The 23,815-nt window shown below is 64.8% G+C and carries 18 protein-coding genes; 16 read left to right on the forward strand and 2 right to left on the reverse strand.

Annotation, left to right across the window (positions count from 1 at the left end):
• Window positions 1-43: 43 nt before the first annotated feature.
• From cysS to IF809_RS14180, 4 genes are all read left to right on the forward strand, one after another.
• Window positions 44-1,426: a cysteine--tRNA ligase gene (gene cysS / locus IF809_RS14165; protein ID WP_462837875.1), complete on the forward strand. Its 1,383-nt coding sequence runs from the start codon at window positions 44-46 to the stop codon at window positions 1,424-1,426.
• Between the two features lie 115 nt (window positions 1,427-1,541).
• Entirely contained in the window at window positions 1,542-2,033 is a 492-nt protein-coding gene (locus IF809_RS14170; protein ID WP_462837876.1) for a GNAT family N-acetyltransferase, read from the forward strand.
• Entirely contained in the window at window positions 2,030-3,628 is a 1,599-nt protein-coding gene (gene cimA, locus IF809_RS14175) for a citramalate synthase (protein ID WP_462837877.1), read from the forward strand. Before IF809_RS14170 ends, cimA begins: the two co-directional genes overlap by 4 nt.
• 138 nt (window positions 3,629-3,766) lie before the next feature.
• Window positions 3,767-4,144, forward strand: a complete 378-nt coding sequence (locus tag IF809_RS14180; RefSeq protein WP_462837878.1) for a VOC family protein — start codon at window positions 3,767-3,769, stop codon at window positions 4,142-4,144.
• Here the strand turns inward: IF809_RS14180 and IF809_RS14185 are convergent.
• On the reverse strand, window positions 4,141-4,746 hold the full coding sequence (locus tag IF809_RS14185) for an LOG family protein (RefSeq protein ID WP_462837879.1): 606 nt from the start codon (window positions 4,744-4,746) through the stop codon (window positions 4,141-4,143). The two genes, IF809_RS14180 and IF809_RS14185, sit on opposite strands and share 4 nt — an antisense overlap.
• A gap of 202 nt (window positions 4,747-4,948) precedes the next feature.
• Here IF809_RS14185 and IF809_RS14190 point away from each other — a divergent pair, with 202 nt between their 5' ends.
• The 12 genes from IF809_RS14190 to IF809_RS14245 all read left to right on the forward strand — a co-directional run bounded on the left by IF809_RS14190 (window position 4,949) and on the right by IF809_RS14245 (window position 19,115).
• Complete coding sequence (locus IF809_RS14190) at window positions 4,949-6,904, forward strand: ABCB family ABC transporter ATP-binding protein/permease (RefSeq protein ID WP_462837880.1); 1,956 nt, start codon at window positions 4,949-4,951, stop codon at window positions 6,902-6,904.
• The gene (locus IF809_RS14195) at window positions 6,849-7,688 is read left to right on the forward strand and encodes a phosphatidylserine decarboxylase (protein ID WP_462837930.1); all 840 of its coding nucleotides are present in this window, start codon (window positions 6,849-6,851) and stop codon (window positions 7,686-7,688) included. Before IF809_RS14190 ends, IF809_RS14195 begins: the two co-directional genes overlap by 56 nt.
• A 91-nt stretch (window positions 7,689-7,779) precedes the next feature.
• Entirely contained in the window at window positions 7,780-8,664 is an 885-nt protein-coding gene (locus IF809_RS14200; RefSeq protein WP_128967087.1) for a CDP-alcohol phosphatidyltransferase family protein, read from the forward strand.
• Window positions 8,665-8,786: 122 nt separating this feature from the next.
• A complete protein-coding gene (locus IF809_RS14205) occupies window positions 8,787-9,506 on the forward strand; it encodes an RraA family protein (RefSeq protein WP_128967086.1) in 720 nt (239 codons plus the stop codon).
• Window positions 9,507-9,522: 16 nt separating this feature from the next.
• Window positions 9,523-10,347 carry an SDR family NAD(P)-dependent oxidoreductase gene (locus tag IF809_RS14210; RefSeq protein WP_462837881.1) on the forward strand — a complete coding sequence of 275 codons (825 nt, stop codon included), beginning with the start codon at window positions 9,523-9,525 and terminating at the stop codon, window positions 10,345-10,347.
• A gap of 211 nt (window positions 10,348-10,558) precedes the next feature.
• Window positions 10,559-11,332: a motility protein A gene (locus IF809_RS14215; protein ID WP_092291629.1), complete on the forward strand. Its 774-nt coding sequence runs from the start codon at window positions 10,559-10,561 to the stop codon at window positions 11,330-11,332.
• 22 nt (window positions 11,333-11,354) lie between these two features.
• Window positions 11,355-12,185 carry an OmpA/MotB family protein gene (locus IF809_RS14220; RefSeq protein WP_128967084.1) on the forward strand — a complete coding sequence of 277 codons (831 nt, stop codon included), beginning with the start codon at window positions 11,355-11,357 and terminating at the stop codon, window positions 12,183-12,185.
• A gap of 173 nt (window positions 12,186-12,358) precedes the next feature.
• Window positions 12,359-14,257, forward strand: coding sequence for a potassium transporter Kup (locus IF809_RS14225; protein ID WP_164938761.1), 1,899 nt, complete (start codon window positions 12,359-12,361; stop codon window positions 14,255-14,257).
• Window positions 14,258-14,399: 142 nt separating this feature from the next.
• Complete coding sequence (locus IF809_RS14230) at window positions 14,400-16,328, forward strand: potassium transporter Kup (RefSeq protein ID WP_462837882.1); 1,929 nt, start codon at window positions 14,400-14,402, stop codon at window positions 16,326-16,328.
• Window positions 16,329-16,485: 157 nt separating this feature from the next.
• Window positions 16,486-16,812 carry a rhodanese-like domain-containing protein gene (locus IF809_RS14235; protein WP_462837883.1) on the forward strand — a complete coding sequence of 109 codons (327 nt, stop codon included), beginning with the start codon at window positions 16,486-16,488 and terminating at the stop codon, window positions 16,810-16,812.
• 8 nt (window positions 16,813-16,820) lie between these two features.
• Complete coding sequence (locus tag IF809_RS14240) at window positions 16,821-17,999, forward strand: aminotransferase (protein ID WP_462837884.1); 1,179 nt, start codon at window positions 16,821-16,823, stop codon at window positions 17,997-17,999.
• Between the two features lie 6 nt (window positions 18,000-18,005).
• On the forward strand, window positions 18,006-19,115 hold the full coding sequence (locus IF809_RS14245; protein ID WP_462837885.1) for a polyamine ABC transporter substrate-binding protein: 1,110 nt from the start codon (window positions 18,006-18,008) through the stop codon (window positions 19,113-19,115).
• 100 nt (window positions 19,116-19,215) lie between these two features.
• Here the strand turns inward: IF809_RS14245 and IF809_RS14250 are convergent, their stop codons facing one another.
• Window positions 19,216-23,805, reverse strand: coding sequence for an autotransporter domain-containing protein (locus IF809_RS14250; RefSeq protein WP_462837886.1), 4,590 nt, complete (start codon window positions 23,803-23,805; stop codon window positions 19,216-19,218).
• Window positions 23,806-23,815: the final 10 nt, after the last annotated feature.

Here is a 23,815-nt window from a genome sequence, read left to right on the forward strand (position 1 = left end):
CATTGAGAGCACTGACGCCCGGCCAACAGCCGACGGGTGTCCAATGGAATTGCGTCTTTACGATACGTTGAGCCGGGAGAAGCGCACCTTCGTGCCGCTCGATGCGAAGAACGTCCGCATGTATGTCTGCGGACCGACCGTCTATGACTTCGCCCATATCGGCAATGCGCGACCGGTGATCGTGTTCGACGTGCTGTTTCGGCTGCTGCGCCATCTCTATGGCGAGGCACACGTCAAATATGTCCGCAACATCACCGACGTCGACGACAAGATCAACGACCGTGCCGCGCGGGATTTCCCCGGCCTGCCGCTGAACGAGGCGATCCGAAAGGTCACGGAGGAGACCGGCAGGCAGTTTCACGCCGACGTCGACGCGCTCGGCTGCTTGCGGCCGAGCGTCGAGCCGCGCGCGACCGAACATATCGGCGAGATGCGCGAGATCATCGAGCGGCTGGTCAAGGGCGGCTTTGCCTATGTCGCCGAGGATCACGTGCTATTCTCGCCCCAGGCGATGAACGCGGCCAATTCCGGGCTGCCGCGCTATGGCGCGCTGTCGAAGCGGTCGCTGGACGAGATGATTGCCGGCGCCCGGGTCGACGTCGCGCCGTACAAGAAGGACTCGACCGACTTCGTGCTGTGGAAGCCGTCCAAGCCGGGCGAGCCGTCATGGCCGTCGCCATCAGGCATCAAGGTCGAGGGGCGTCCGGGCTGGCACATCGAGTGCTCGGCCATGGCCTGGAAGCATCTCGGCGAGCAGTTCGACATCCATGGTGGCGGCATTGATCTCGTGTTTCCGCATCACGAGAACGAGGTGGCGCAGACCTGCTGCGCCTTCCACCAGCAGCGCATGGCGAACTACTGGATGCACAACGGCTTCCTGCAGGTCGAGAGCGAGAAAATGTCGAAGTCGCTCGGCAACTTCATCACCATCCACGAGCTGCTCAGGGATTGGCCGGGTGAGGTGCTGCGTCTGAACATGCTGAAGACGCATTACACGTCGCCGATCGACTGGACCATGAAGTCGCTGGAAGAGAGCGCCAGGACGCTCGACGACTGGTATCGGATCGCCGCCGACGTCGAACCCGCCAAGGCGGCCGCGTCCGTGGTCGAAGCGCTGCTCGACGACCTCAACACGCCGCAGGCCATCGCGGCGCTGCATGGCCTGCGCGGCAGCGACATACCTGCCCTTGCGGGCTCGTTGCGGCTGCTCGGCTTCCTCTCCGAGAGTGCTGCGCAATGGGAAGCGCGCAAGCAGCAGGCGAGCGGGATCGACGCCAAGCAAGTCGAGAGCCTGATCGCGGAGCGGACCGCTGCGCGCGCACGCAAGGATTTTGGGGAATCCGACCGCATCCGCGATCAGCTCGCCGCAATGGGAGTCGCGATCAAGGATTCCAAAGACGGGACCACCTGGGAGGTTGCGCGATGACCCGGCCCGATACGCCATTCCCGCGGCACTGGTTCTATTACATCGCGCTGAAGATCCTGCTGCTCGGCGCTGCCGTGGCCATCGTGCTGAAACTCTACGGGATGTGGTGAAGTCGATGGCACAAGCGCACCCCAAGCCCGCACTTCGGCCGTTCCTGCCTGCCGACGTTCCGATGCTCGCCGCGATCTTCGCCGCCAGCATCCAGGAGCTGACCGGCGACGATTACAGCGAGGCACAGCAGGAGGCCTGGATGGCGGCGGCCGAGACCGAGGAGTTCGGCAAGCGGCTCGCGGCCGACCTGACGTTGATCGCGACGCTCGACGGCTCGCCGGTCGGCTTCGCCTCGCTGCGCGGCACCGATCACATCCGCATGCTCTATGTGCATCCCGCTGTCGGCCGGCAGGGCATCGCGACCATGCTGGTGGATGCGCTGGAGAAGCTCGCCAGCGGCCGCGGTGCGACGGCTCTCACGGTCGATGCCAGCGACACCGCGCAGAGCTTCTTCGCCAGGCGCGGCTATACGGCCCAGCAGCGCAACAGCGTCACCATGAATGACGAATGGCTCGCCAACACCACGATGAAGAAGACGCTTGGAGCTGCGCAATGAGCAAGGAGCGCCTCTATCTGTTCGACACCACGCTGCGCGACGGCGCGCAGACCAATGGCGTTGATTTCACGCTTGCAGACAAGCAGATCATCGCCGGCATGCTCGACGATCTCGGCATCGACTATGTCGAGGGCGGCTATCCCGGCGCCAATCCGCTCGACACCGAATTTTTCGGCCATAAGCCGAAGCTCAACCATGCGCGCTTCACCGCCTTCGGCATGACGCGGCGGGCAGGGCGCTCCGTCTCCAACGATCCCGGTGTCGCCGGGCTGTTGGAAGCCAAGGCCGATGCGATCTGCTTCGTGGCGAAATCCTCGGCCTATCAGGTGCGCGTCGCGCTCGAGACGACGAAGGAAGAGAACCTGGCCTCGATCCGCGACAGCGTCGCGGCGGCAAAGGCGGCCGGCCGCGAGGTCATGCTCGACTGCGAGCATTTTTTCGACGGCTACAAGGAGGACGCGGATTTTGCGCTCGCCTGCGCCAAGGCCGCCTATGACGCCGGCGCGCGCTGGGTGGTGTTGTGCGACACCAATGGCGGCACCATGCCTGATGAGATCGAAACCATCGTCACCGAGGTCACGAAGCTTATCCCCGGCGATCACGTCGGCATCCACGCCCATAACGACACCGAGCAGGCGGTGGCGAATTCGCTCGCCGCGGTGCGCGCCGGTGCGCGGCAGATCCAGGGCACGCTGAACGGCCTTGGCGAACGCTGCGGCAACGCCAATCTCTGCTCGCTGATCCCGACGTTGAAATTGAAGAAGGAGTTTTCGGACGCCTTCGAGATCTCGGTCACGCCTTCGAGGCTGGCGACGCTGGTCAAGGTCTCGCGCACGCTGGACGACATGCTCAATCGCGTGCCGAACCGGCATGCGGCCTATGTCGGCGAGAGCGCGTTCGTCACCAAAACGGGCATTCACGCCTCCGCGGTGATGAAGGATCCGCAGACCTACGAACATGTGTTGCCGGAGCTGGTCGGCAATCACCGCAAGGTGCTGGTGTCTGACCAGGCCGGCCGCTCCAATGTCATCGCCGAGCTCGACCGCGCCGGCATCGCCTACGACAAGAGCGATCCCAAGCTGACGCGGCTGGTCGAGGAGCTGAAGGCGAGGGAGGCGCAAGGCTACGCGTATGAATCCGCCAACGCTTCGTTCGATCTGCTGGCGCGCCGCACGCTCGGCAAGGTGCCGCATTATTTCGAGGTCGAGCAGTTCGACGTCAATGTCGAGCAGCGCTACAACGCGCTCGGAGAGCGGGTCACCGTAGCGCTGGCCGTGGTCAAGGTCGATGTCGCCGGCGAGCACCTGATCTCGGCCGCCGAAGGCAACGGCCCCGTCAACGCACTCGACGTTGCCTTGCGCAAGGACCTCGGAAAATACCAGAAATACATCGAGGGGCTGACGCTGATCGACTACCGCGTCCGTATCCTCAATGGAGGCACCGGCGCGGTCACGCGCGTCCTGATCGAGAGCGAGGACGAGAACGGCGACCGCTGGACCACGGTCGGCGTGTCCCCGAACATCATCGACGCCTCGTTCCAGGCGCTGATGGATTCGGTGATCTACAAGCTGGTGAAATCAGGCGCGCCGGCGTGAGCCCCACGACGGCTGTCATACCCCGCGAAAGCGGGGTATCCAGTACGCCGGGGCTTCTCCGGAACGCCGCGGCGCCTCGGAGTACTGGATCGCCCGGCCAAGCCGGGCGATGACAGCGGAGGGTGAGGGGGGCAGGCCATGATCGACCACATCTCCGTCGGCGTCAGTGAGCTCGAACGCTCGGCAAGATTCTACGAGGCTACGCTCGCTGCCCTCGGCCTCACCCGCCTCGTCACGCGGCCGCGTACGATCGGCTTCGGCAAGGCCTATCCGGAGTTCTGGATCAATCTACGCGAGGCGATGCCGCCTGTCCCGTCGGAGAGCGGCGTGCACATCTGCTTGCGGGCGAAGACGACTGGCGAGGTCGATGCCTTTCATGCGGCTGCTTTGTCCGCCGGCGGCGCATCCGAGGGCGCGCCGGGCATCCGCCCGCACGATCGCGTGCGCTACTACGCTGCTTTCGTGACCGACCCCGACGGCAACCGCATCGAGGCGGTGACGTTTCCTGCGAGCTAAAGCTTGCGCGCCACGTCCGGCGCGAGATCGCGCTGGCTGTCGGGAATCTGTGCAGCCGCGGCACGCAGCCGTGGCACGATTTCCTCGACCTTGTCCGCCTTCAGGATGTCGACGGAAAGACCCGTGCGGATGAACTCGGTTTGGCGCATGTGAGCCACCAGGGAGAACAGCGGCTCCCAGAAATTATCGATGTTGGCGAGCAGCACGGGCTTGGCGTGACGGCCGAGCTGCTGCCAGGTCAGCTGCTCGACCAGCTCCTCGAGTGTGCCGAGCCCTCCGGGCAAGGCGACGAAAGCGTCGGAGCGTTCGAACATCAGCCGCTTGCGCTCGTGCATGTCGGGGGTGACGACCATCTCCTGCACGCGCGTCAGCGCATTCTCGCGCATCCGCAGGAAGTCGGGGATGATGCCGGTGACGGTGCCGCCGTGATCCAGCACCGAGGTTGCGACTGCCCCCATTAGGCCGAGCGAGCCGCCGCCATAAACGAGGCGGATCTTATTTTCCGCCAACGCCTTGCCGAGCGCTTTCGCCGCTTCGATGAAGTTGGGATTGGTTCCTGGGCCGGAGCCGCAATAGACACAGACGGTTTTGATCGTGCTCATTGGTGCCATGATGCATTGCAGCGAAGAGGCGTCAAGCCCAAACGGTGATTCGATACTCCCGGAAATCTACCGGTAAATAGCGACAAGCAATCGAAGATTCGCCATCTGGCGGGGTGCGCCGACGTCGTGAAGGCTCTATATGACAAGCGAAAATCCTTATTCGCAGTGACGCCCGCACCCGGCGGGCTCTTCAGGCTTCTTGATGGACCAACCTCAATCGCCCCACGGCGCCGACGTTCCCAATTCCGCCGACGGCCCGCCTGAGCGGGCCACCCTGATGGGTACGCTGGCGCATCTGTGGCCCTATATCTGGCCGAGCGACCGCTTCGACCTGAAGATGCGGGTGGTCTGGTCGATGGTGCTGCTGCTCGCCGCCAAGCTGATCACGCTGACGGTGCCGTTCAGCTTCAAATGGGCAACCGATGCGCTGACCGGCGCCCACACCGTACCGGTGGCCGCCGACAATTGGCATCTCTGGATGCTGGCTTCGCCGCTGCTCCTGACCGCCGGCTATGGCGTGACGCGCATCCTGATGGCGGTGCTAACGCAATGGCGCGACGGCATCTTCGCCCGCGTCGCCATGCATGCGGTGCGCAAGCTCGCCACTATCACGTTCATTCACATGCACGAGCTCTCGCTGCGCTTTCACCTGGAGCGCAAGACCGGCGGTCTGACGCGCGTTCTCGAGCGCGGCCGCGAGGGCATCGAGGTCATCGTGCGCATGGTGATCCTGCAGCTGATCCCGACCATCGTCGAGGTCTCGCTGCTGATGGCCGTGCTGCTCTGGCAGTTCGACTGGCGCTACGTGGTCGCGACGCTGATCACGGTCACGCTCTACATGTACTACACCTACATCGCGACCGAGTGGCGGATCGGCATCCGGCGCAAGATGAACGATTCCGACACCGAGGCGAACACCAAGGCCATCGACTCGCTGCTCAATTACGAGACTGTCAAGTATTTCAGCGCCGAGGCCCGCGAAGCCCAGCGCTACGACAAATCGGTCGCGCGCTACGAGGAAGCCAGCATCCACACTTACACCTCGCTTGCCGTTCTCAACACCGGGCAAGCCGTGATCTTCACGCTCGGGCTGACCGCGACCATGCTGATGTGCGCGATCGGGGTGCGCAACGGCACCAACACGGTCGGCGATTTCGTGCTGGTCAACGCCATGATGATCCAGCTCTACCAGCCGCTGAATTTCATGGGCATGGTCTATCGCGAGATCAAGCAGGCGATCATCGACATCGAGAAGATGTTCGCCGTGATCGGCCGTGAGGCCGAGATCAAGGACGCCCCCAACGCGGCGCCGCTGGCCGTCTCCACCGGCACGGTGCGGTTCGAGGACGTTCGCTTCGCCTATGAACCGACGCGGCCGATCCTGAAGGGCATCAGCTTCGAAGTGCCGGCCGGCAAGACGGTCGCGATCGTCGGCCCCTCCGGCGCGGGCAAGTCGACCATCTCGAGGCTGTTGTTCCGTCTCTACGACGTCTCCGGCGGCAAGATTCTGATCGACGGCCAGGACATCCGCGAAGTCACGCAGGCGAGTCTGCGCGCCTCGATCGGCATGGTGCCGCAGGACACGGTGCTGTTCAACGATACCATCCGTTACAATATCCGTTACGGCCGCTGGGACGCCAGCGATGCCGAGGTCGAGGAAGCGGCGCGGCTGGCGCAGATCGACCATTTCATTCGCATGGCGCCGGCCGGCTACGAGACTCAGGTCGGCGAACGCGGCCTGAAACTGTCGGGCGGCGAGAAGCAGCGCGTCGCGATCGCGCGCACGGTGTTGAAGGCGCCGCCGATCCTCGTCCTGGACGAGGCGACCTCGGCGCTCGACACCCATACCGAGCACGAAATCCAGGGCGCGCTCGACCGTGTCGCGAAAAACCGCACGTCGCTGGTGATCGCGCACCGGCTCTCGACCATCGTCGGCGCCGACGAGATCATCGTGCTCGACCAAGGCCGCATCGCCGAACGCGGCACACATGCCGGCTTGCTCGCGCAGGGCGGTCTCTATGCCAGCATGTGGAACAGACAGCGCGAGGCCGAGGCCGCACGCGAGAAGCTGGCCCGGATGGCCGATTCGGGCGCGGCGCCCAATCGGGAGCCGCCGCCGGTCCAGGACGCTCTCACGGCGCAGGCCGCCGCGGAGTGAGCTTGTCTCCGGTCCCAAGTCTGGCCTAAACAACCCCGGTGCGCGGGACGACCCGCGCTATCAACCCCTTCAGCGGCAGAGAGCGATGTCCATTCTCGATTCGATCCAGCGTCAGATCCCGCCGACCCACAAGGAGGGCTATCCCTTCATCGGCGGCTTTGCGCTGGCAAGCCTGATCCTGTTCTGGCTTTGGTCGCCGCTCGGGTGGATCGGCACCATCCTGACCGTTTGGTGCGCGCTGTTCTTCCGCGATCCCGCGCGCGTGACGCCGGTGCGCGACGGCCTCGTGGTGTCGCCCGCCGACGGCCGCGTCTCGATGATCACCATGGCGCTGCCGCCGGCCGAGCTCGGGCTCGGCGACCGGCCGCTGCCGCGCATCTCGGTGTTCATGAGCGTGTTCAACTGCCATGTGAACCGGAGCCCGGTCGCGGGCAGGGTGGATCGCATCGCCTATCGGCCGGGACTGTTCATCAATGCCGAGCTCGACAAGGCGAGCGAGGACAATGAGCGCAATTCGCTTGTCATCTCGACGCCGCAGGGCCGCATCGGCGTGATCCAGATCGCGGGCCTCGTGGCCAAGCGCATCGTCTGCTTCGTCAGGGAGGGGCAGGCGGTCGGCGCCGGCGAGCGGTTCGGCCTGATCCGCTTCGGCTCGCGGCTCGACGTCTATCTGCCTGTCGGCACCAAGGCGCTGGTCTCGGAAGGGCAGACCGCAATCGCCGGTGAGACGATCCTAGCCGACCTCACCGGGGACGACCCCGGCCGCGTTTATCGCACCGGTTAACCAGGAAGCCGGTGTCGGGAGGGGGGCCTTCGGCCACAATGGCGGAGGGACGCATGGCTTGCTATATCCTGCCTGAAGGTGAGGACGAGCTATGACGCCCTATGACTTCAAAAATCCCGACGTCCGGCGCCGGCGGTTCCGCCCGATTCCGGTGCGCATGCTGGTGCCGAACGTCATCACGCTGCTGGCGATCTGCGCCGGGCTGACGGCGATCCGGCTGTCGATCGAGGGACGGATGGCGCTCGCCGTCTACGCGATCGTGTTTGCAGCCGCGCTCGACGGCATCGACGGGCGCATTGCGCGTCTGATCAAGGGTCAGTCCAAATTCGGCGCCGAGCTCGACAGCCTCGCCGACTTCGTCAATTTCGGTGTGGCGCCAGGCTTGATGCTGTATTTCTGGCAGTTGCACGAGCTCGGCAACGCCGGGTGGATCGCGGCCATGGTGTTTGCGATTTCCATGTGCCTGCGGCTCGCGCGCTTCAACGCCACCCTTGATGATCCGAACAAGCCGGCATTTGCCTCCAATTTCTTCACCGGTGTGCCGGCGCCGGCCGGTGCCATCACCGTGATGTTGCCGATATATGCGGCGTTCCTCGACCTGGGACGCTGGCCCGCGGCCCTGACGGCCGGCTACACGCTGCTGATCGCCTTTTTGATGGTGTCGCGCTTGCCGGTGTTCTCCGGCAAGAGCATGCGGATGCGGGTGCCTCCGGAGTTGGTGTTGCCGGCGTTCGTCGCGGTGATCTTCTTCATCGCGCTTCTGATCAGCTATCCCTGGTACGTGCTCTCGATCGGGACCGTGCTGTATCTGCTCGGCCTGCCGCTCGGCTACAAATCCTACCGCGATCAGGCGCGTGCAGCGGAAGCCGCAGCGGCTGCGGGTGGCGAGATCTCGTCGCCGCCGTCGGCGCCAACAATGGCGAGCCTGTCTGAGCCGCCTCACGACGACGACGACCGGCCCGGACGGCTGCACTGAGGAAACGCACGCGGATATCTGCCATGAGAGCGCTCGAGTTGGGCTGAGGCCCGATCTCGGCTATATCGCCCGGTATCGGCGGCACCGCGCCAACAGCGGCCGCCAATCTGGGAGAGAACGCCGTGACTGATACCGTGACCGGGCCGCTGCCCGCTGCCGTCCTCGAAGCGCTGGGCCGCTACGACACGCCGACGATTTGCAACGCGATGGAAGTCATCGCCCCGGAGCGGCGGTTGATCGGCTTCACCACCAAGCAGCTGGTTTGCCCGTTCCCCGAGCTGCCGCCGATGGTCGGCTATGCCCGCACTGTCACGATCCGCGCAGTGCAGAAGTCTCCGCTACCGGCCGCGGAGCAGGCCAAGCGCCGCATCGAATATTACGAATATGTCGGCACCGGTCACGGCCCGCGCATTTCGGTGATCCAGGACGTCGATGGTCCTGACATCGGCTACGGCGCGTTCTGGGGCGAGGTGCAGAGCAACGTCCACAAGGCGCTCGGCTGCCTCGGCGTCGTCACCGATGGCTCGATCCGCGACGTCCCGCAATGGGCGCCCGGCTTCCAGGCGCTGGCCGGCTCGATCGGCCCGTCGCATGCCTGGGTGCACGCGGAAAGCTTTGGCGGTCAGGTTCGTGTTGCCGGCATGACGGTGAATTCCGACGATCTGATCCACGCCGACCGGCATGGCGCCATCGTCATCCCGCTGGATCTCGCAGCAAAACTCCCCGAGGCCGCCGAGCTCTGCGGCCGCCGCGAGACGCCGATCCTCGAGATCGCGCGCAGCCCCGATTTCTCGCTGGAGAAGCTCAAGGCCGCGCTGAAGCGCTCGGCGGAGATTCATTGAACGTGGAGTAAGAGCCATGGATATGCGCGGCAAGACGGTGCTGATCACGGGCTCGACCGACGGCGTCGGGCGCTATGTCGCGGGCCGCCTTGCCGCCGAAGGCGCTCACGTCCTGATCCATGGCCGCGACGCGGCGCGGGCGAAAGCGCTGATCGACGAGATCGTGGAGGCGGGTCATCGAGCGCCGATCTTCTATCAAGCCGATCTGTCGTCGATGGCGGGTACGCGCGAGCTTGCGGCCGCGGTGATCCGCGATCATCAACGTCTCGATGTCTTCGTCAGCAATGCCGGCATCGGCTCGCAGAACGACGGGCCGGCACGGCAGGAGAGCCGCGACGGTTACGAGCTGCGCTTTGCCGTGAACTACCTCTCGGGCTTCCTGCTTGCCCATCTGCTGCTGCCGCTACTGAAGGCGGCCGCGCCCTCACGCATCGTCAACGTCGCTTCCCTCGGCCAGCATCCGATCGACTTCGACGATGTCATGATCACGAAAGGCTATAGCGGGTCGCGCGCCTATGCGCAGAGCAAGCTGTCGCAGATCATGTTCACCATCGATCTCGCGGAGCAACTGAAGGGCGCCGGCGTCACCGTGAACGCGCTGCATCCGGCGACCTACATGAACACCACGATGGTCCGCGCCGGCGGCATCACGCCGATCTCGACCGTGGAGCAGGGTGGCGCGGCGATCCTGCATCTCGTTGAGGGCGAGGAGGTCGCGGGCCGAAGCGGCCTGTTCTTCAACGGCATGAACGAGGCGCGCGCCAATCCGCAGGCCTACGATCCCGAGGCGCGCAGGCGCCTGCGCGCGCTCAGCCTCGAGCTGACAGGACTTTCGTCCTGACAGCTCATTTATGGTTAGCAAAGCGTTGAGATTCGTGTCGTGGGCCGGCAAGGCCGCCCTCCTTTCGACGCACCGCGCCGCTCCGTCGCACCGGCGGAACTTAACCTTTACGCGGCTTTAAGGGCGGCGCTCTAGGGTTTCCGATGCGGTTCGGGGTTGGGCCGCGCCAGCGGCCAGGACGGCCGTTGTTGCGTTCGCGTTGGAGTCTCCCATGGATATCATGACGGGCGTCGGTCTCACGGCGGGCATCATCGTCATCACGACGATGGTCCTCATGGGCGGCGACCTGCACATGTTCGTTTCCGAACATGCTGTGATCATCATCTTCGGCGGCTCGATCTCGGCCACCATGATCCGCTTTCCCCTGAGCGCGCTGCTGCATGGCCTGCCGCTCGGTGCCAAATTCGCGTTCACCATGAGCCGCCTGTCGGCGCACGATCTGGTCGACGAGCTCGCCCGGATCGCCGAGATCGCCCGCAAGCAGGGTCCGGTTGGTCTCGAAAAGGTCGAGACGGACGAGCCGTTCCTCGCCAAGGGCATCCGCTACGTCGCCGACGGCTACGACCTCGATTTCATCCGCGACAATCTCGAGCGCGACCGCGACAACTTCCTGATGCATCTCGACGAGGGCAGCAAGATCTACCGCGCCATCGGCGACTGCGCCCCGGCCTTCGGCATGATCGGCACCCTGATCGGCATGGTGCAGATGTTCGCCAATATGACCGACCCCTCCAAGCTCGGACCGTTCATGGCGACCGCGCTGCTTGCCACGCTCTACGGCGCGCTCGTCGCGAACCTGTTCTGTCTGCCGATCGCCGACAAGCTGCACGGCAAGCTGCTCGATGAAGAGACCAACCGCACCCTGATCATCGACGGCATCCTGATGATCCGCGACTCCAAGAGCCCGACGCTCGTGCGTGAGATGCTGCTGGCCTATCTGCCGGAGAAGCATCGTCACGCTGAAGGCGAGCCGGTGCCGGCCTGAAGCCGGGCGCCGGGGCTAGATCATGGCCAAGAAAAAACGCGGCGATGCACATGGAGGCGGTCACGGCTGGTTCGTGACCTTCGCCGACCTGATGGGACTGATGATGAGCTTCTTCGTGATGCTCGTCGCGTTCTCGACCCAGGATGCCAACAAGCTGAAGGTCGTCGCCGGCTCCATGCGCGACGCCTTCGGCGTCCAGAGCGAAGCGCGATATGCCGGCATCGTCGAGTCGGATGGTCTGCCGACCCGGCCGCGGCTGAAGAACGTCGATCACATCGCCCCCGAGGACGCCTCCAATACGCCGACGCCGGACCAGGAAGATCGCGACCGTACCTCGGGCGCGAAGCTGAAGATCGATCGGAATTTTGCGCTCGCTGCGGCCTCGCTGCGTCAGGCGCTGCAGGACATGCCGGAACTGACCGAGATGTCCAAGCACATCATGTTCGAGGAGACCAAGCAGGGCCTCAACCTCGAGATCGTCGACCAGGACGGCCGTTCAATGTTCGCGGATGGCTCCAAGGTGCCTTACGACCGCACCCGCCGGCTGATCGAGAAGCTTGCGGTCCCGCTCAAGGCGACCCCCTTGCGCGTCTCCATCACCGGCCACACTGCGGCTGGTTTCGTGCCGACCCGCAGTGATTACGGCGCCTTCGATCTTTCGGCCGACCGGGCCAACGCAGTCCGCCAGATCCTCGAGCGCGAGGGCCTTCCGCCGTCGCACATCTTTGCCATTTCCGGCAAGGCGGACACCCAGCCATTGTTCCCGGATGATCCCTCGCTCGCCGCGAACCGCCGCGTCACGATCACCCTGATGCGGGAAGATCCGCCGCTGCCGCCGAACTTGAAGCCCTAGATCTCTTGCGCTACCATTTTACCTGAGGCTATCAGTCGCGAGGGCGACGAACGTGGCCGGGCCGTCACAGCATCCGCCGCTGCGCCTGCTATGATGGCGGGCTGATTGACAGGCTTGGCAGAAGCGTCACAAGGCGCCGGATCAATTCCAGGGACGAAGCGTTTTCCACCCTCATGACGGCGAGCATCACACAGGCCGAGACCCAGGAAGGGCCGGTCACCTCGGGATTTTGGTCCCTTACGCTTGGGAGCATCGGCGTCGTCTTCGGCGACATCGGCACCTCGCCACTTTACGCATTCCACGAGGCGGTCAGAGGCGCAGCGCACGGCGAGCCGGTGACGCGGATCATGGTGCTCGGCGTGCTGTCGCTGATCCTGTGGGCGCTGCTGATCGTCGTCACTGCCAAGTACGTCCTGCTGCTCTTGCGCGCCGACAACAACGGGGAGGGAGGCACGCTCTCTCTGATGGCGCTGGGCCAGCGCGCGCTGGGACGCCGGAGCTGGTTCCTGCTCGCGCTCGGCGTGGTCGGCGCCTCAATGTTCATCGGCGATTCCATGATCACGCCGGCGATCTCGGTGCTGTCGGCGGTCGACGGCCTCAAGCTGGCGACGCCCGCGTTCGAGCACTATGTCGTGCCGCTCACGGTGCTGATCCTGGTGTTGCTGTTTGCGGTCCAGAGCAAGGGGACCGCGCTGGTGGCCTCGGCCTTCGGGCCGGTGATGGTGATCTGGTTCACCTGTCTGGCCGTGTTGGGCGTCATTCACATCGCCGATGACCCCTCGGTGCTGGCTGCGATCAATCCCTATTACGCGCTGCAATTCCTGCTGTCGCACGGCACGATCGGCCTGGTGACGTTAGGGGCCGTCTTCCTGGCCGTGACGGGGGGCGAGGCGCTCTATGCCGATCTCGGCCATTTCGGCCGCAAGCCGATTCAGTCGGCCTGGATGTTCTTCGTGCTGCCCTCGCTGCTGATCAACTATTTCGGGCAAGGCGCGCTGGTGCTGTCCGATCCCGGTGCGATCGAACATTCGTTCTATCGCATGGTGCCCGAGCATCTGGTGCTGCCGCTGGTCGGGCTTGCGACCGCCGCGACCGTGATCGCGAGCCAGGCCGTCATCACCGGTGCCTATTCGCTGGTCTATCAGGCCGTGCAGCTCGGCCTCTTGCCGCGCTTCGAGGTGCGCTACACCTCCGAGACCCACGCCGGCCAGATCTATCTGCCGCGCGTCAACCGGCTGCTCCTGATCGGCGTGATGCTGCTGGTGCTGCTGTTCCATACGCCCAGCAACCTGGCTTCCGCCTATGGCATCGCGGTCTCCACAACCATGGTTGCCGACGGCATCATGGGCTTCGTGGTGATCTGGAAATTGTGGAATTGGCGCGCGGCGACCGCGGCGGTGGTGATCCTGCCCTTCGTCATGGTCGACATGACCTTCTTCAGCGCCAACCTGCTCAAGCTCCTGGAAGGCGCCTGGGTGCCGCTGCTGTTCGGCGCGACCATGGCGGCGACGATCTGGACCTGGCGACGCGGCTCGGGAATCCTGGTCCAGAAGACGCGCCGGATCGAGGTGCCGCTGGACGATCTGATCCGCAGCCTGGAGAAGCGGCCGCCGCACGTCGTCAAGGGCACAGCGGTGTTCTTGACCAGCGATCCCGCCTTCGTGCCCACCGCGCTGCTGCACAATCTCAAGCACAACAAGGTGCTGCACGAGCATAACGTGATCCTGACCATCGAAACCGCGCACACGCCGCGGGTCGATCTGTCCGAGCGCTTCCGAATGGAGAAGATCAGCGACAAGTTCTCCAAGGTCCGCCTGCGCTTCGGCTTCATGGAGCAGCCGAACGTGCCCAAGGCGCTCGCGATCGCGCGCAAGCAGGGCTGGCAGTTCGACATCATGTCGACGTCGTTCTTCGTGTCCCGGCGCGCGCTGAAGGCATCGGCGCAGTCGGGGATGCCGCTTTGGCAGGACCATCTGTTCATCGCGCTCAGCCGCTCGGCCAACGACGCCACCGACTATTTCCAGATTCCGACCGGGCGGGTAGTTGAAGTCGGCACACAAGTCACCATTTGAACGCAATTGGCGAACCTATGCGAATTTTGCATGGTGAGGGCCCAGAATCGGGCTAGGCTATGTCGCCAGCGCAGGACTATAAGCCCGCGCTCTTCCGCCGTTGTGCAGTGAAGCATTTTTTTAGAGGCCATTGGGCTCTCCCATGACTAGCGACGTAGCAGTTCCCGCCCCGGAAACGGCGGCGGCCAATGGGCATGGCGACGCCCACACCACGGCCGGTTTCGGTGCGCTGACGCTCGGCAGCATCGGCGTGGTCTATGGGGACATCGGCACCAGTCCGCTCTACGCGTTCCGCGAGGCGGTGATGGCGGCCTCGGGGGTTGAGGGCGTGGCGACTCCGACGGCCGTTCTTGGCGTGCTCTCCCTGATCCTGTGGGCCCTCATCATCGTGGTGACGCTGAAATACGTCGTCATTCTGCTGCGCGCCGACAACAACGGGGAAGGCGGCACGCTCGCCCTGATGGCGCTGGCCCAGCGGGCCGTCGGTACGAGAGGGGCGACGATCGTCCTTCTTGGCATCATTTCCGGAGCCCTGTTCTACGGTGACGCCGTCATTACCCCCGCGCTTTCCGTGCTGTCCGCCATCGAGGGCATGAAAGACGTCACCCTGACGTTCGAGCCCTACATCGTGCCGCTGACGGTGGTGATCCTGGTCGGCCTGTTCGCGGTGCAGTCGCGGGGCACCGCCCGCGTCGCGGCCTTCTTCGGTCCGATCATGTGCGTCTGGTTCGCCGTCCTCGCAGTGGCGGCGATCCATCCGATTATCCAGCAGCCGCAGGTGCTGCTCGCGCTGAACCCGCTCTACGCCGTGTCGTTCATGCTCCACCACGGCATTATCGGCTTCGTGACCTTGGGCGCGGTGTTCCTGGCGGTCACCGGGGCCGAGGCGCTCTATGCCGACCTTGGCCATTTCGGCAAGCGGCCGATCCAGACCGCCTGGCTGTTCATCGTGCTGCCGTCGCTGGCGCTGAACTATCTCGGGCAGGGAGCGCTCGTGCTCGCCGATCCCCGCGCGATCGAGAGCCCGTTCTTCCAGCTGTTTCCGCAAGGCTGGATCCGCGGAGGCATGGTCGTGCTCGCGACCGCGGCGACTGTAATCGCCAGCCAAGCCGTCATCACCGGCGCCTATTCGCTGACGCGACAGGCGATCCAGCTCGGGCTGCTGCCGCGCTTTGAAATTCGCCATACGTCGGAAGCCCATTCCGGCCAGATCTTCATCCCGCGCATCAATCAGCTGTTGCTGGTCGCGGTGGTGTTGCTGGTGCTGTTGTTCCGCTCCTCCAGCGCGCTGGCCTCCGCTTACGGCATATCCGTTACCGGCACCATGGTGGTCACGGCGATGATGGGCTTTGTCGTGATCTGGAAGGTCTGGCGGTGGTCGCCGGTTGCCGCCGCAGCCCTGATCGTGCCATTCCTGTTCCTCGATTTGACCTTCCTGGCCGCAAATCTGCTCAAGGTGTTCGAGGGCGGCTGGGTGCCGCTTGCCCTCGGCTCGCTCATGATCATCATGATGTACACGTGGCGGCGCGGCAGCCGGCTCCTGTTCGAGAAGTCGCGCAAGCTCGAATTCCCGCTCGCCGACCTCGTGGCGATGCTGGAGAAGCGGCCGCCGCAGCGCGTGCCCGGCACGGCCGTGTTCCTGACCTCGGATCCGCTCAGCGCGCCGACCGCGCTGATGCACAGTCTGAAGCACTACAAAGTGCTTCACGAGAAGAATGTTATTCTCACCATCGAGACCGCGCAGACGCCGCGGATCGATCCGGCGGAGCGCGTCAAGCTGGAACAAGTCAGCCCGACCTTCTCCAAGGTGACGCTGAAGTTCGGCTTCATGGAATCCCCCAACGTGCCGAAGGCGCTCGCCATCGCTCGCAAGCTCGGCTGGCAGTTCGACATCATGTCGACCTCGTTCTTCCTCTCGCGCAGGGCGCTGAAGCCCGCCGCCCATTCCGGCATGCCGCGCTGGCAGGACCGGCTGTTCATCTCGCTCAGCCGCTCCGCCAACGATGCCACCGACTATTTCCAGATCCCCTCCGGCCGCGTGGTCGAAGTCGGCACGCAAGTCACGATCTAGGCTGGCGAGCCAAAGCCGCACTTCAAGTCGCTGCGATTTAGCTTTAACTTGCGCTCGGCAGCTCAAGCCTTTGTCGCGCTTGATTTTCGCGTGCTGAGAGGCGAGGTTGCCGGCCGCCGGGATCGCCCGGAGGCGCCCCGCGACGTTGGAGGATGATGTGGCAAATCAAGTACAGGATCTGACCCCGGACGAGGTCTCCAAGGGTGTCGCGGAAGGGCGCTATCTGCTGGTCGACGTCCGTGAGCCGAACGAGGTCGAGGCCGAGGCTTACCCTTACGGCGTCGTCGTGCCGCTCTCGACCTTCGATCCCAAGGCGATCCCCGATCCCCAAGGCAAGGAAGTCGTTTTCGCCTGCCGTTCCGGCAAGCGCTCGGTGACCGCCTCGCTCGCAGCCCAGGCCGCGGGCCTGCCTTACGACAAGCATCTGGCCGGCGGCATGCTCGGTTGGAAGGCGGCGGGGCTTCCCAGCAAGATCGGCGGCTGATCGGCCCGATGTCCAAAAGCTCGTCCCTGAACAAGGTCTTCGCCGACCTTCCCGTCACCATCTTCGAGGCGATGTCGCAGGCCGCGCGCGACAATGCCGCCATCAATCTCGGCCAGGGCTTTCCCGACGATCCCGGTCCCGAGGACATCCGCCGCGCCGCGGCCGAGGCCTCGCTGAACGGCTACAACCAGTACCCCTCGATGATGGGCCTGCCGGAATTGCGCCAGGCGATTGCGACCCATTACGGCCACTGGCACGGCCTCAAGCTCGATCCGATGAGCGAGGTGATGGTGACCTCGGGCGGCACCGAGGCGCTGACCTCGGCGATCCTCGCGGTGGTCCAGCCCGGCGACGAGGTGGTCTGCTTCCAGCCGGTCTATGATTCCTACCTGCCAATCATCCGCCAGGCCGGCGGCATACCGCGCCTCGTCCGGCTCGAGCCGCCGCACTGGCGACTGAATGACGACATGCTGAAAAGCGTCTTCAATTCAAAGACCAAGGCGGTGCTGTTCAACAACCCCTTGAATCCCAGCGCGGTGGTCTATCCACGCGAGGACCTCGAGCTACTGGCGCGCTACTGCCAGGAGTTCGACGTCATCGCGATCTGCGACGAGGTCTGGGAGCACGTCACCTTCGACGAGCACAAGCACATCCCGCTGATCACCATCCCCGGCATGCGCGAGCGCACCATCAAGGTCGGCTCGGCCGGCAAGATCTTCTCCCTGACCGGTTGGAAGATCGGCTTCGTCTGCGCCGCGCCGCCATTGCTCCGTGTCGCCGCCAAGGTGCACCAGTTCCTGACCTTCACCACCGCACCGAACCTGCAGGCCGCCGTCGCTTACGGCCTCGGCAAGTCCGACGACTACTTCCTGTCGATGCGCAAGGATCTGACGCGGAGCAGGGATCGCCTGACCAGGGGCCTCGAGAGCCTCGGCTTCCCGGTGCTGAAGTCGCAGGGCACCTACTTCCTCACCGTGGACCTATCGCCACTTGGGCTCAACGAGAGCGACACCGAATTCTGCTGGCGGATCGTGAAAGACTACAAGGTCGCGGCGATCCCGGTGTCGGCGTTCTACGAGCAGGACCCGGTGACCTCGGTGGTGCGCTTCTGCTTTGCCAAGAAGGACGAGACCCTCGACACTGCGCTGGAGCGGTTGTCGGACGCGGTACGCGGACGCAAGAGGTAGACAGGGATGAGGATCGTCGGCCGCTCGGGGTTCCGCCTCTATCTCGTCGCCGCCGCGCTGACGTTGTTCATCGCTCCCGCCTCGGCCGAGGAGCGGGTCGTCAACTTCTACAACTGGTCGAACTACATGGCGCCCGACGTCCTGGAGGCCTTCACCAAGGAAACCGGCATCAAGGTGGTCTACGACACGTTCGATGCCAACGAGACGCTGGAGACGCGGCTGATGGCCGGCAAGTCCGGCTACGACGTCGTGGTGCCCACGGCCTATTTCCTGCAGCGCCAGATCAAGGCCAATATCTTCCAGAAGCTCGACAAGTCGAAGCTGCCGAACCTCGCCAATGCGTGGCCGATGGTAACGAAGAATCTCGCCACCTACGATCCCGGCAACCTTTATGCCGCGAACTACATGTGGGGCACGACGGGCATCGGCTACAACGTCGCCAAGCTGAAGCAGATCCTCGGACCCGACGCGAAGATCGACAGCTGGGACATCGTCTTCAAGCCGGAGAACCTCGCCAAGTTCAAGGACTGCGGCGTGCACATGCTGGACTCCGCGGACGACATCTTCCCGGCGGCGCTGAACTATCTCGGGCTCGATCCGAACTCGACCAAGCAGGCCGACCTCGAGAAGGCCGCCGACGTTGTCGCCAAGGTCCGTCCCTTCGTGCGCAAGTTCCACTCGTCCGAATATTTGAGCGCGCTCGCCACCGGCGAGATCTGCTTCGTGGTCGGCTGGTCCGGCGACATCATGCAGGCGCGCGCCCGTGCGGCCGAGGCGAAGAGCGGCATCGAGATCGGCTACGCCATCCCGAAGGAGGGCGCGCAGATGTTCTTCGACAATCTCGCAATCCCCGCCGATGCCAAGAACGTCAGCGAAGCCTACGAGCTGATCAACTATCTCTACCGCCCTGAGGTCGCCGCCAAGAACTCGGACTTCCTGTCCTATGCCAATGGCAACCTCGCCAGCCAGAAGCTGGTCGATCCGAAGATCCTGAACGACAAGAATATCTATCCGGACGAGGCGACGCTTTCAAGACTGTTCGTCATCACGGCGCGCGAGCCGGCGACCCAGCGCATCATCAACCGGCTCTGGACCAGGGTGAAGACGGGGCGGTGAGGAGCCTCGGTCGGTTGCGAGACCGACCCGGCATTTCAAATCCGCAAAACAACCCCATGCACAGTAGGGCCGCGACCTGTGTCGCGGGAGCAGGCGCTTCCTACCACGCGTAGCGCACCACGCCTTTGCCGGCGTATGAGCGGGTCACGTTGGAGACCTCGCCCTCGAAGCTGGCCGCCGCCGACCAGCCGTTCAGCCACTTCATCTCGGCCGAGGCGGTGGTGAGGGTGGAATCGGCAGCCTGTCGTGCACCGCTGACGACGAAGCTGGCGCCGGGCAATGTCTGGAACGTCGCGGCGACGGTGCGATCCGGATTGAAATCGTGCGCCCAGGCGGCGCGGCCGCGCAGCGTGAGGACACCGTCCGCCATGGCGAAGGATCTGTCAGTGCGCAAGCCGAGCTCACTGCGGGTGTCGGTCACGCTCTTGGCCGTGTAGGCGAGGGCGAACGTCTTGTTTCCGGAGACGACCGTTTCCGCATAGGCGGGGAGGTCGAACCTCGTGAACTGGCCCGCAGCATAGGGCGTAATCCCGAGGCCGCCGGTCCAGGGTGCAATGACGCGATAGCCGCCTTCGATGCGTCCGCTCCACGCATTGGCGTTGAACTCGGCGCGCAGGCGATCGGTGCCGGCGGTCGTCACGGTACGATCGGTGGTGACGTCCTGCCAACCGTAGGCGAGTGCCGCGGTGAGGTAGGCGGGGCCGACGGTATGGCGCAGGAAGGCGCCGGCCTGGAACAGATCCGAGCGTCCTCCGCCGAGCCCGCTCACATTGAAGCTGGTGCCGCCGCCGGCGAGCGCGAAGCCGGCGATCGTGCGGGGCGAGATGCGGTAGTCGGCGCCGACAGCGGTGCCGTAGAGGCTGCTCGTCGTGTTGTTCGAGCCCAGCACTGCATTGCCACCGGTGCTCTGCGAGCCGCCAAAGGCCGCTGCCCAGACGTTCCAGCGCTGATCGAAGGCAAGCTGCTCCGGAGCCTTGCGCGGCAGGCTTGCCAGGGCGTCGCGTGCATCGCCGCTGCGCGCGATGTCGGCGAGCGAAGCGCTTTCCTCGGCAAACGGGATCGCGCTGGCGCCGCCGCCCGTAGCGCCATCACGTCCGGCTGCGAACGAATCGGTCAGCAATCCCATGAACTGGCTCATGGCGCCGAACGTCGTCTGTTGCGATCCGGTCGCGCTCTCGCCCGAAAGCTGGGTCAGGCCGTTTCCGGAACGCCCGACAAAGCCGGCATTGATGCCGCCATTGGAGTCGAAGAAGTTCTGCAGCGTGGCCGCGACCGTCTTCTGGTTGGTATTGAGGTTGGTTCGGGTGCCGTAATCGAGCGCGAAATTCAGGTAGGCGTGGTTGGCATCATAGCCGAGGCTCGCAGCGAGGCCGGACGGCACGCCTGTGATCGCGAAACTGGTGAACGTGCCGCTGCGGCCGCCGGCCGCGGAGACCAGCGCGTATTGCTTCGCGACGGCGCTGCCGGGCGCGATGCTGACGCCGATCCCGCCACCGAGTGTGGCGGCGCCGGTGACGTTGACCGATGAGGCCGCGCTCGCATTGACCGACACCAGATACAGCGCGCCCGACTGGAAGGCGAGGTTGCCTGCGACGGTCAAGGGCGAGCCCGGCGAGCCGTTGCCGGCCAGCAGGATTCCGCCGCTGGCGATCACGGTATTGCCGACGGTGCCGGTGCCAGAAAGGGCGCCGCCCGTATTCACAGTAGTCAGGCTCGAGGATGCGATCGAGCCGTCGACTTGCAGCATGCCGCCGTTGACAACGGTGGTGCCGGTGTAGGTGTTGGTGCCCGAGAGGGCCAGCGTGCCGGTGCCGACCTTCTCCAGATTGCCCGGACCGGTCGTGCCGCAACTGCACCATGGGGCGGTATTGAAATCGGAGATCACGCCGCTGACCGTCGTCGAGAGGTTGTTGCTGCCGACCACGAGCGTGTTGCCGCCGCCGATGGAGTAGAAACCTGAGCCGGCGATCGAGCCGGCCGTAATGCGGCCGTCGCCGTTGGTGCCGCGACTGAAGGAGAAGTCGACGTAGCCGGTGCCGTTGGTGATGAATTGCGCGTTGCCGCCGGTTGAATTGTCGCTTAATCCAGTCACGCCGCCGGAATTGGTGGTGATCACGGCGCTGCCAGCGGTCGCAGTCCCCCAAAAATAGGTAGCAGAGCGATCGTTATTGGTGATGACGGCGTTGCCGGCCGTCACGTTCTCGTTGGCGCCAGACCCGCCGAAATAGGTCGTGCCACCATTGCGGTTCGTAATCGTCGCTCCGCCCGCCGACGATTGATCCAGAAAGTTTATCTGGCTTTGGTTGATGATGGTTGCGGTCCCGGCATTGGTCGCCGCGTAAAAGTAACTGATCCCGTTGTTGTTGATCGTCGCATGACCGGCGGTGCTGGTATCGGCACCTCCCATCGTGCCGAACTGCAGGTTGGCTGGGATGTAGTAGGCGGTGTAGGAATCGTTGTTGATCGTAGAGTTGCCGGCGCTGCTCGCGTCGAGAAAGTAGACGTTGGCATGATTGTTGGTAATCGTCATCGCAGCCGCAGTCGTCGTTCCCGAGAACGTCGTGGTGTTGTTGTTGGTCAGATTCGTTATCGCCGAGGTGTCGGCATTCCGGATATAGAACTGGCTGTTGTTGACGACGTTGCCTATGATGGACGCGGTGTGGTTGGCATCGCCAAGCATCAGAACGGAGCCGATTGTCGTGCCGCCGGTGTAGGTGTTGGTACCGAGCAACACGACCTTGCCGAGGCCGTACGAACTGTCTGACGTCGCCAGCTTGCCGGAGCCGCTGCCGTCGGTGATATTGCCGGCGATCGTCAGCGTCTTGCCATTGGCGTCTAAGATGCTGCCGTTGGTCGACTGATCGATCTTGAAGTCGTTCGTGAGGGTCAGATTGCTTGTGCCGCCGGCCTGCAACCGGGCGTCTTGCAGCGTGACCGTGCCGGTGCCGAGCGCGCTGTTGTTCATTGCACGTACCGTGCCGCCGGCCACCGTGGTGCCGCCGGAATAGGTGTTGGTGCCGGACAGGATCACGGTGCCGTTGGTGTTTTTCAGCAGCAGGCTGCCCGTTGGACCTGCAGCGTCGGCGATGGTGCCGGAATAGGTGAAGGTGTATCCGTTGGAATCGATCGTCGCGCCGGTGGATTTGACCTGCGCGGCATTGGCGATGGTGTAGTTGCCGCCGGCCTGCAGCGTGCCGCCGTCGAAAGTCAGCGGCCCCGTGCCGATCGCCGACGAGGTGATTGCGCCCGGCGTGCCGACCGTGTCGATCCCGACCCTCAATACGCTGCTGCCGCCGGCCGCATCGCAGGCGGTCCCGCAGATCGTGGTGCCGCCCGTGTAGGTGTTGGCGCCGGACAGCGCCAGCGTGCCGCCGCCATTGAGTACGATATCGCCGGCACCGCTGATCGGCCCGGACATCGTGTTGGTGTTGCCGGCTGCAACGGTGATGATGGGATCGCTGTTGATGACGATGGTGTTGGCGAGCGTGAGGCCATCGCCGTTCAACACCAGCTTGGTGACGCCCGCCAGCGTCTCGCCCAGGGTCAGCGTGCCGCTGCCAAACGCATTGCTGTTGCCAATGATGAGCGTCGATCCGTCGCTCACCGAGGTACCGCCGCTATAGGTGCTGGCGCCGGTGATGCTGAGCGAGCGGCCGCCGTCAAGCCTGATGGCAACCGAGGCGTCGGTGGCGGCTCCGGTGAGACCAGTGATGCCGGAGATGGTCACGTCGCCGGAGGCGCCGGCGGCACTTGTCTGCGCGAGGGTCAGGCTGGCGCCGACACCGTTGGCAAGGCCGAGATTGCCGGTCAGTGTGCCGTCGACCGATGTCAGCGTGTTGGCCCCGCCGGTGAAGTTGATGGCATTGCCCCCGGCGCCGTATCCGGTGCCGCCGGCGATCGTACCGCTGTTGTTGACAGTGAGTCCGGCGCCGATGATGCCGGCGCCGCCATAGCCTGTCGCTCCGGCCCGTCCTCGTGTGCCGCCGTAAGCCGGATCGCCGTAGTTCGCACTGGTGTCGGAGATTTGCGCGCCTCCAGCGCCGCCGGCGCCACCGGAGATGGTGCCCGAATTGTTGATCGTGACGCCCGTCGCGGCCACGGCGATGCCATTGCCGCCGTCGCCACCACTGCCGCCCACATCGCCGGCGCCGCCGGCGCCGCCATTGCCGCCGGTGATGCTGCCGCTGTTTGAAGCGATCCCGGCGCCGGTGATGGTATAGGCGTTGCTACCTGCACCGCCACCGCCACCGCCGCCTGCGACGTCGCCATTGAAGCCGCCGTTGCCGCCCTTGCCGCCGTTTCCACCAATAGCCGTGGTGGAATTATTCAGGCTCCCGCCACTCGGCCCAGCAGCGGCGCCGCCACCGCCACCACCTCCACTGGCCGAAGAGACACTCGCCGTTCCATCGGTTCCATCCTGTCCCACGCTTGCACCACTGCCGCCGCTGGGAAGTGGGCCGCTTTCGCCACCGGGGCCACCGGCCCCGCCGGCCGCCCCCACAGCGCCGCCACCGCCACCGCCGCCGGTGCATTGGCACGCCCGGCTCGGTGCGCCACCATCGCCGCCAACCCCGCTGTTGACACCCGTTACGCCACCTGCGCCGCCGGATTGTCCGGTCGACTGATAGTCACCTTCGCCGCCGGTGCCGCCGTTTTGGGCGCGTGCCGGGGTGCCCAGCAGACCCGCCATCAAGACAATC

The sequence above is a fragment of the Bradyrhizobium sp. UFLA06-24 genome, assembly GCF_054967145.1.

Coding starts and splice junctions, on each gene's coding strand:
- IF809_RS14200 (WP_128967087.1), top strand. CDS start 7,780: ATGACGCCCTATGACTTCAAAAATCCCGACGTCCGGCGCCGGCGGTTC.
- cysS (WP_462837875.1), top strand. CDS start 44: ATGGAATTGCGTCTTTACGATACGTTGAGCCGGGAGAAGCGCACCTTC.
- IF809_RS14180 (WP_462837878.1), top strand. CDS start 3,767: ATGATCGACCACATCTCCGTCGGCGTCAGTGAGCTCGAACGCTCGGCA.
- IF809_RS14240 (WP_462837884.1), top strand. CDS start 16,821: ATGTCCAAAAGCTCGTCCCTGAACAAGGTCTTCGCCGACCTTCCCGTC.
- IF809_RS14210 (WP_462837881.1), top strand. CDS start 9,523: ATGGATATGCGCGGCAAGACGGTGCTGATCACGGGCTCGACCGACGGC.
- cimA (WP_462837877.1), top strand. CDS start 2,030: ATGAGCAAGGAGCGCCTCTATCTGTTCGACACCACGCTGCGCGACGGC.
- IF809_RS14250 (WP_462837886.1), bottom strand. CDS start 23,805: ATGGCGGGTCTGCTGGGCACCCCGGCACGCGCCCAAAACGGCGGCACC.
- IF809_RS14215 (WP_092291629.1), top strand. CDS start 10,559: ATGGATATCATGACGGGCGTCGGTCTCACGGCGGGCATCATCGTCATC.
- IF809_RS14230 (WP_462837882.1), top strand. CDS start 14,400: ATGACTAGCGACGTAGCAGTTCCCGCCCCGGAAACGGCGGCGGCCAAT.
- IF809_RS14245 (WP_462837885.1), top strand. CDS start 18,006: ATGAGGATCGTCGGCCGCTCGGGGTTCCGCCTCTATCTCGTCGCCGCC.
- IF809_RS14190 (WP_462837880.1), top strand. CDS start 4,949: ATGGACCAACCTCAATCGCCCCACGGCGCCGACGTTCCCAATTCCGCC.
- IF809_RS14220 (WP_128967084.1), top strand. CDS start 11,355: ATGGCCAAGAAAAAACGCGGCGATGCACATGGAGGCGGTCACGGCTGG.
- IF809_RS14225 (WP_164938761.1), top strand. CDS start 12,359: ATGACGGCGAGCATCACACAGGCCGAGACCCAGGAAGGGCCGGTCACC.
- IF809_RS14170 (WP_462837876.1), top strand. CDS start 1,542: ATGGCACAAGCGCACCCCAAGCCCGCACTTCGGCCGTTCCTGCCTGCC.
- IF809_RS14185 (WP_462837879.1), bottom strand. CDS start 4,746: ATGAGCACGATCAAAACCGTCTGTGTCTATTGCGGCTCCGGCCCAGGA.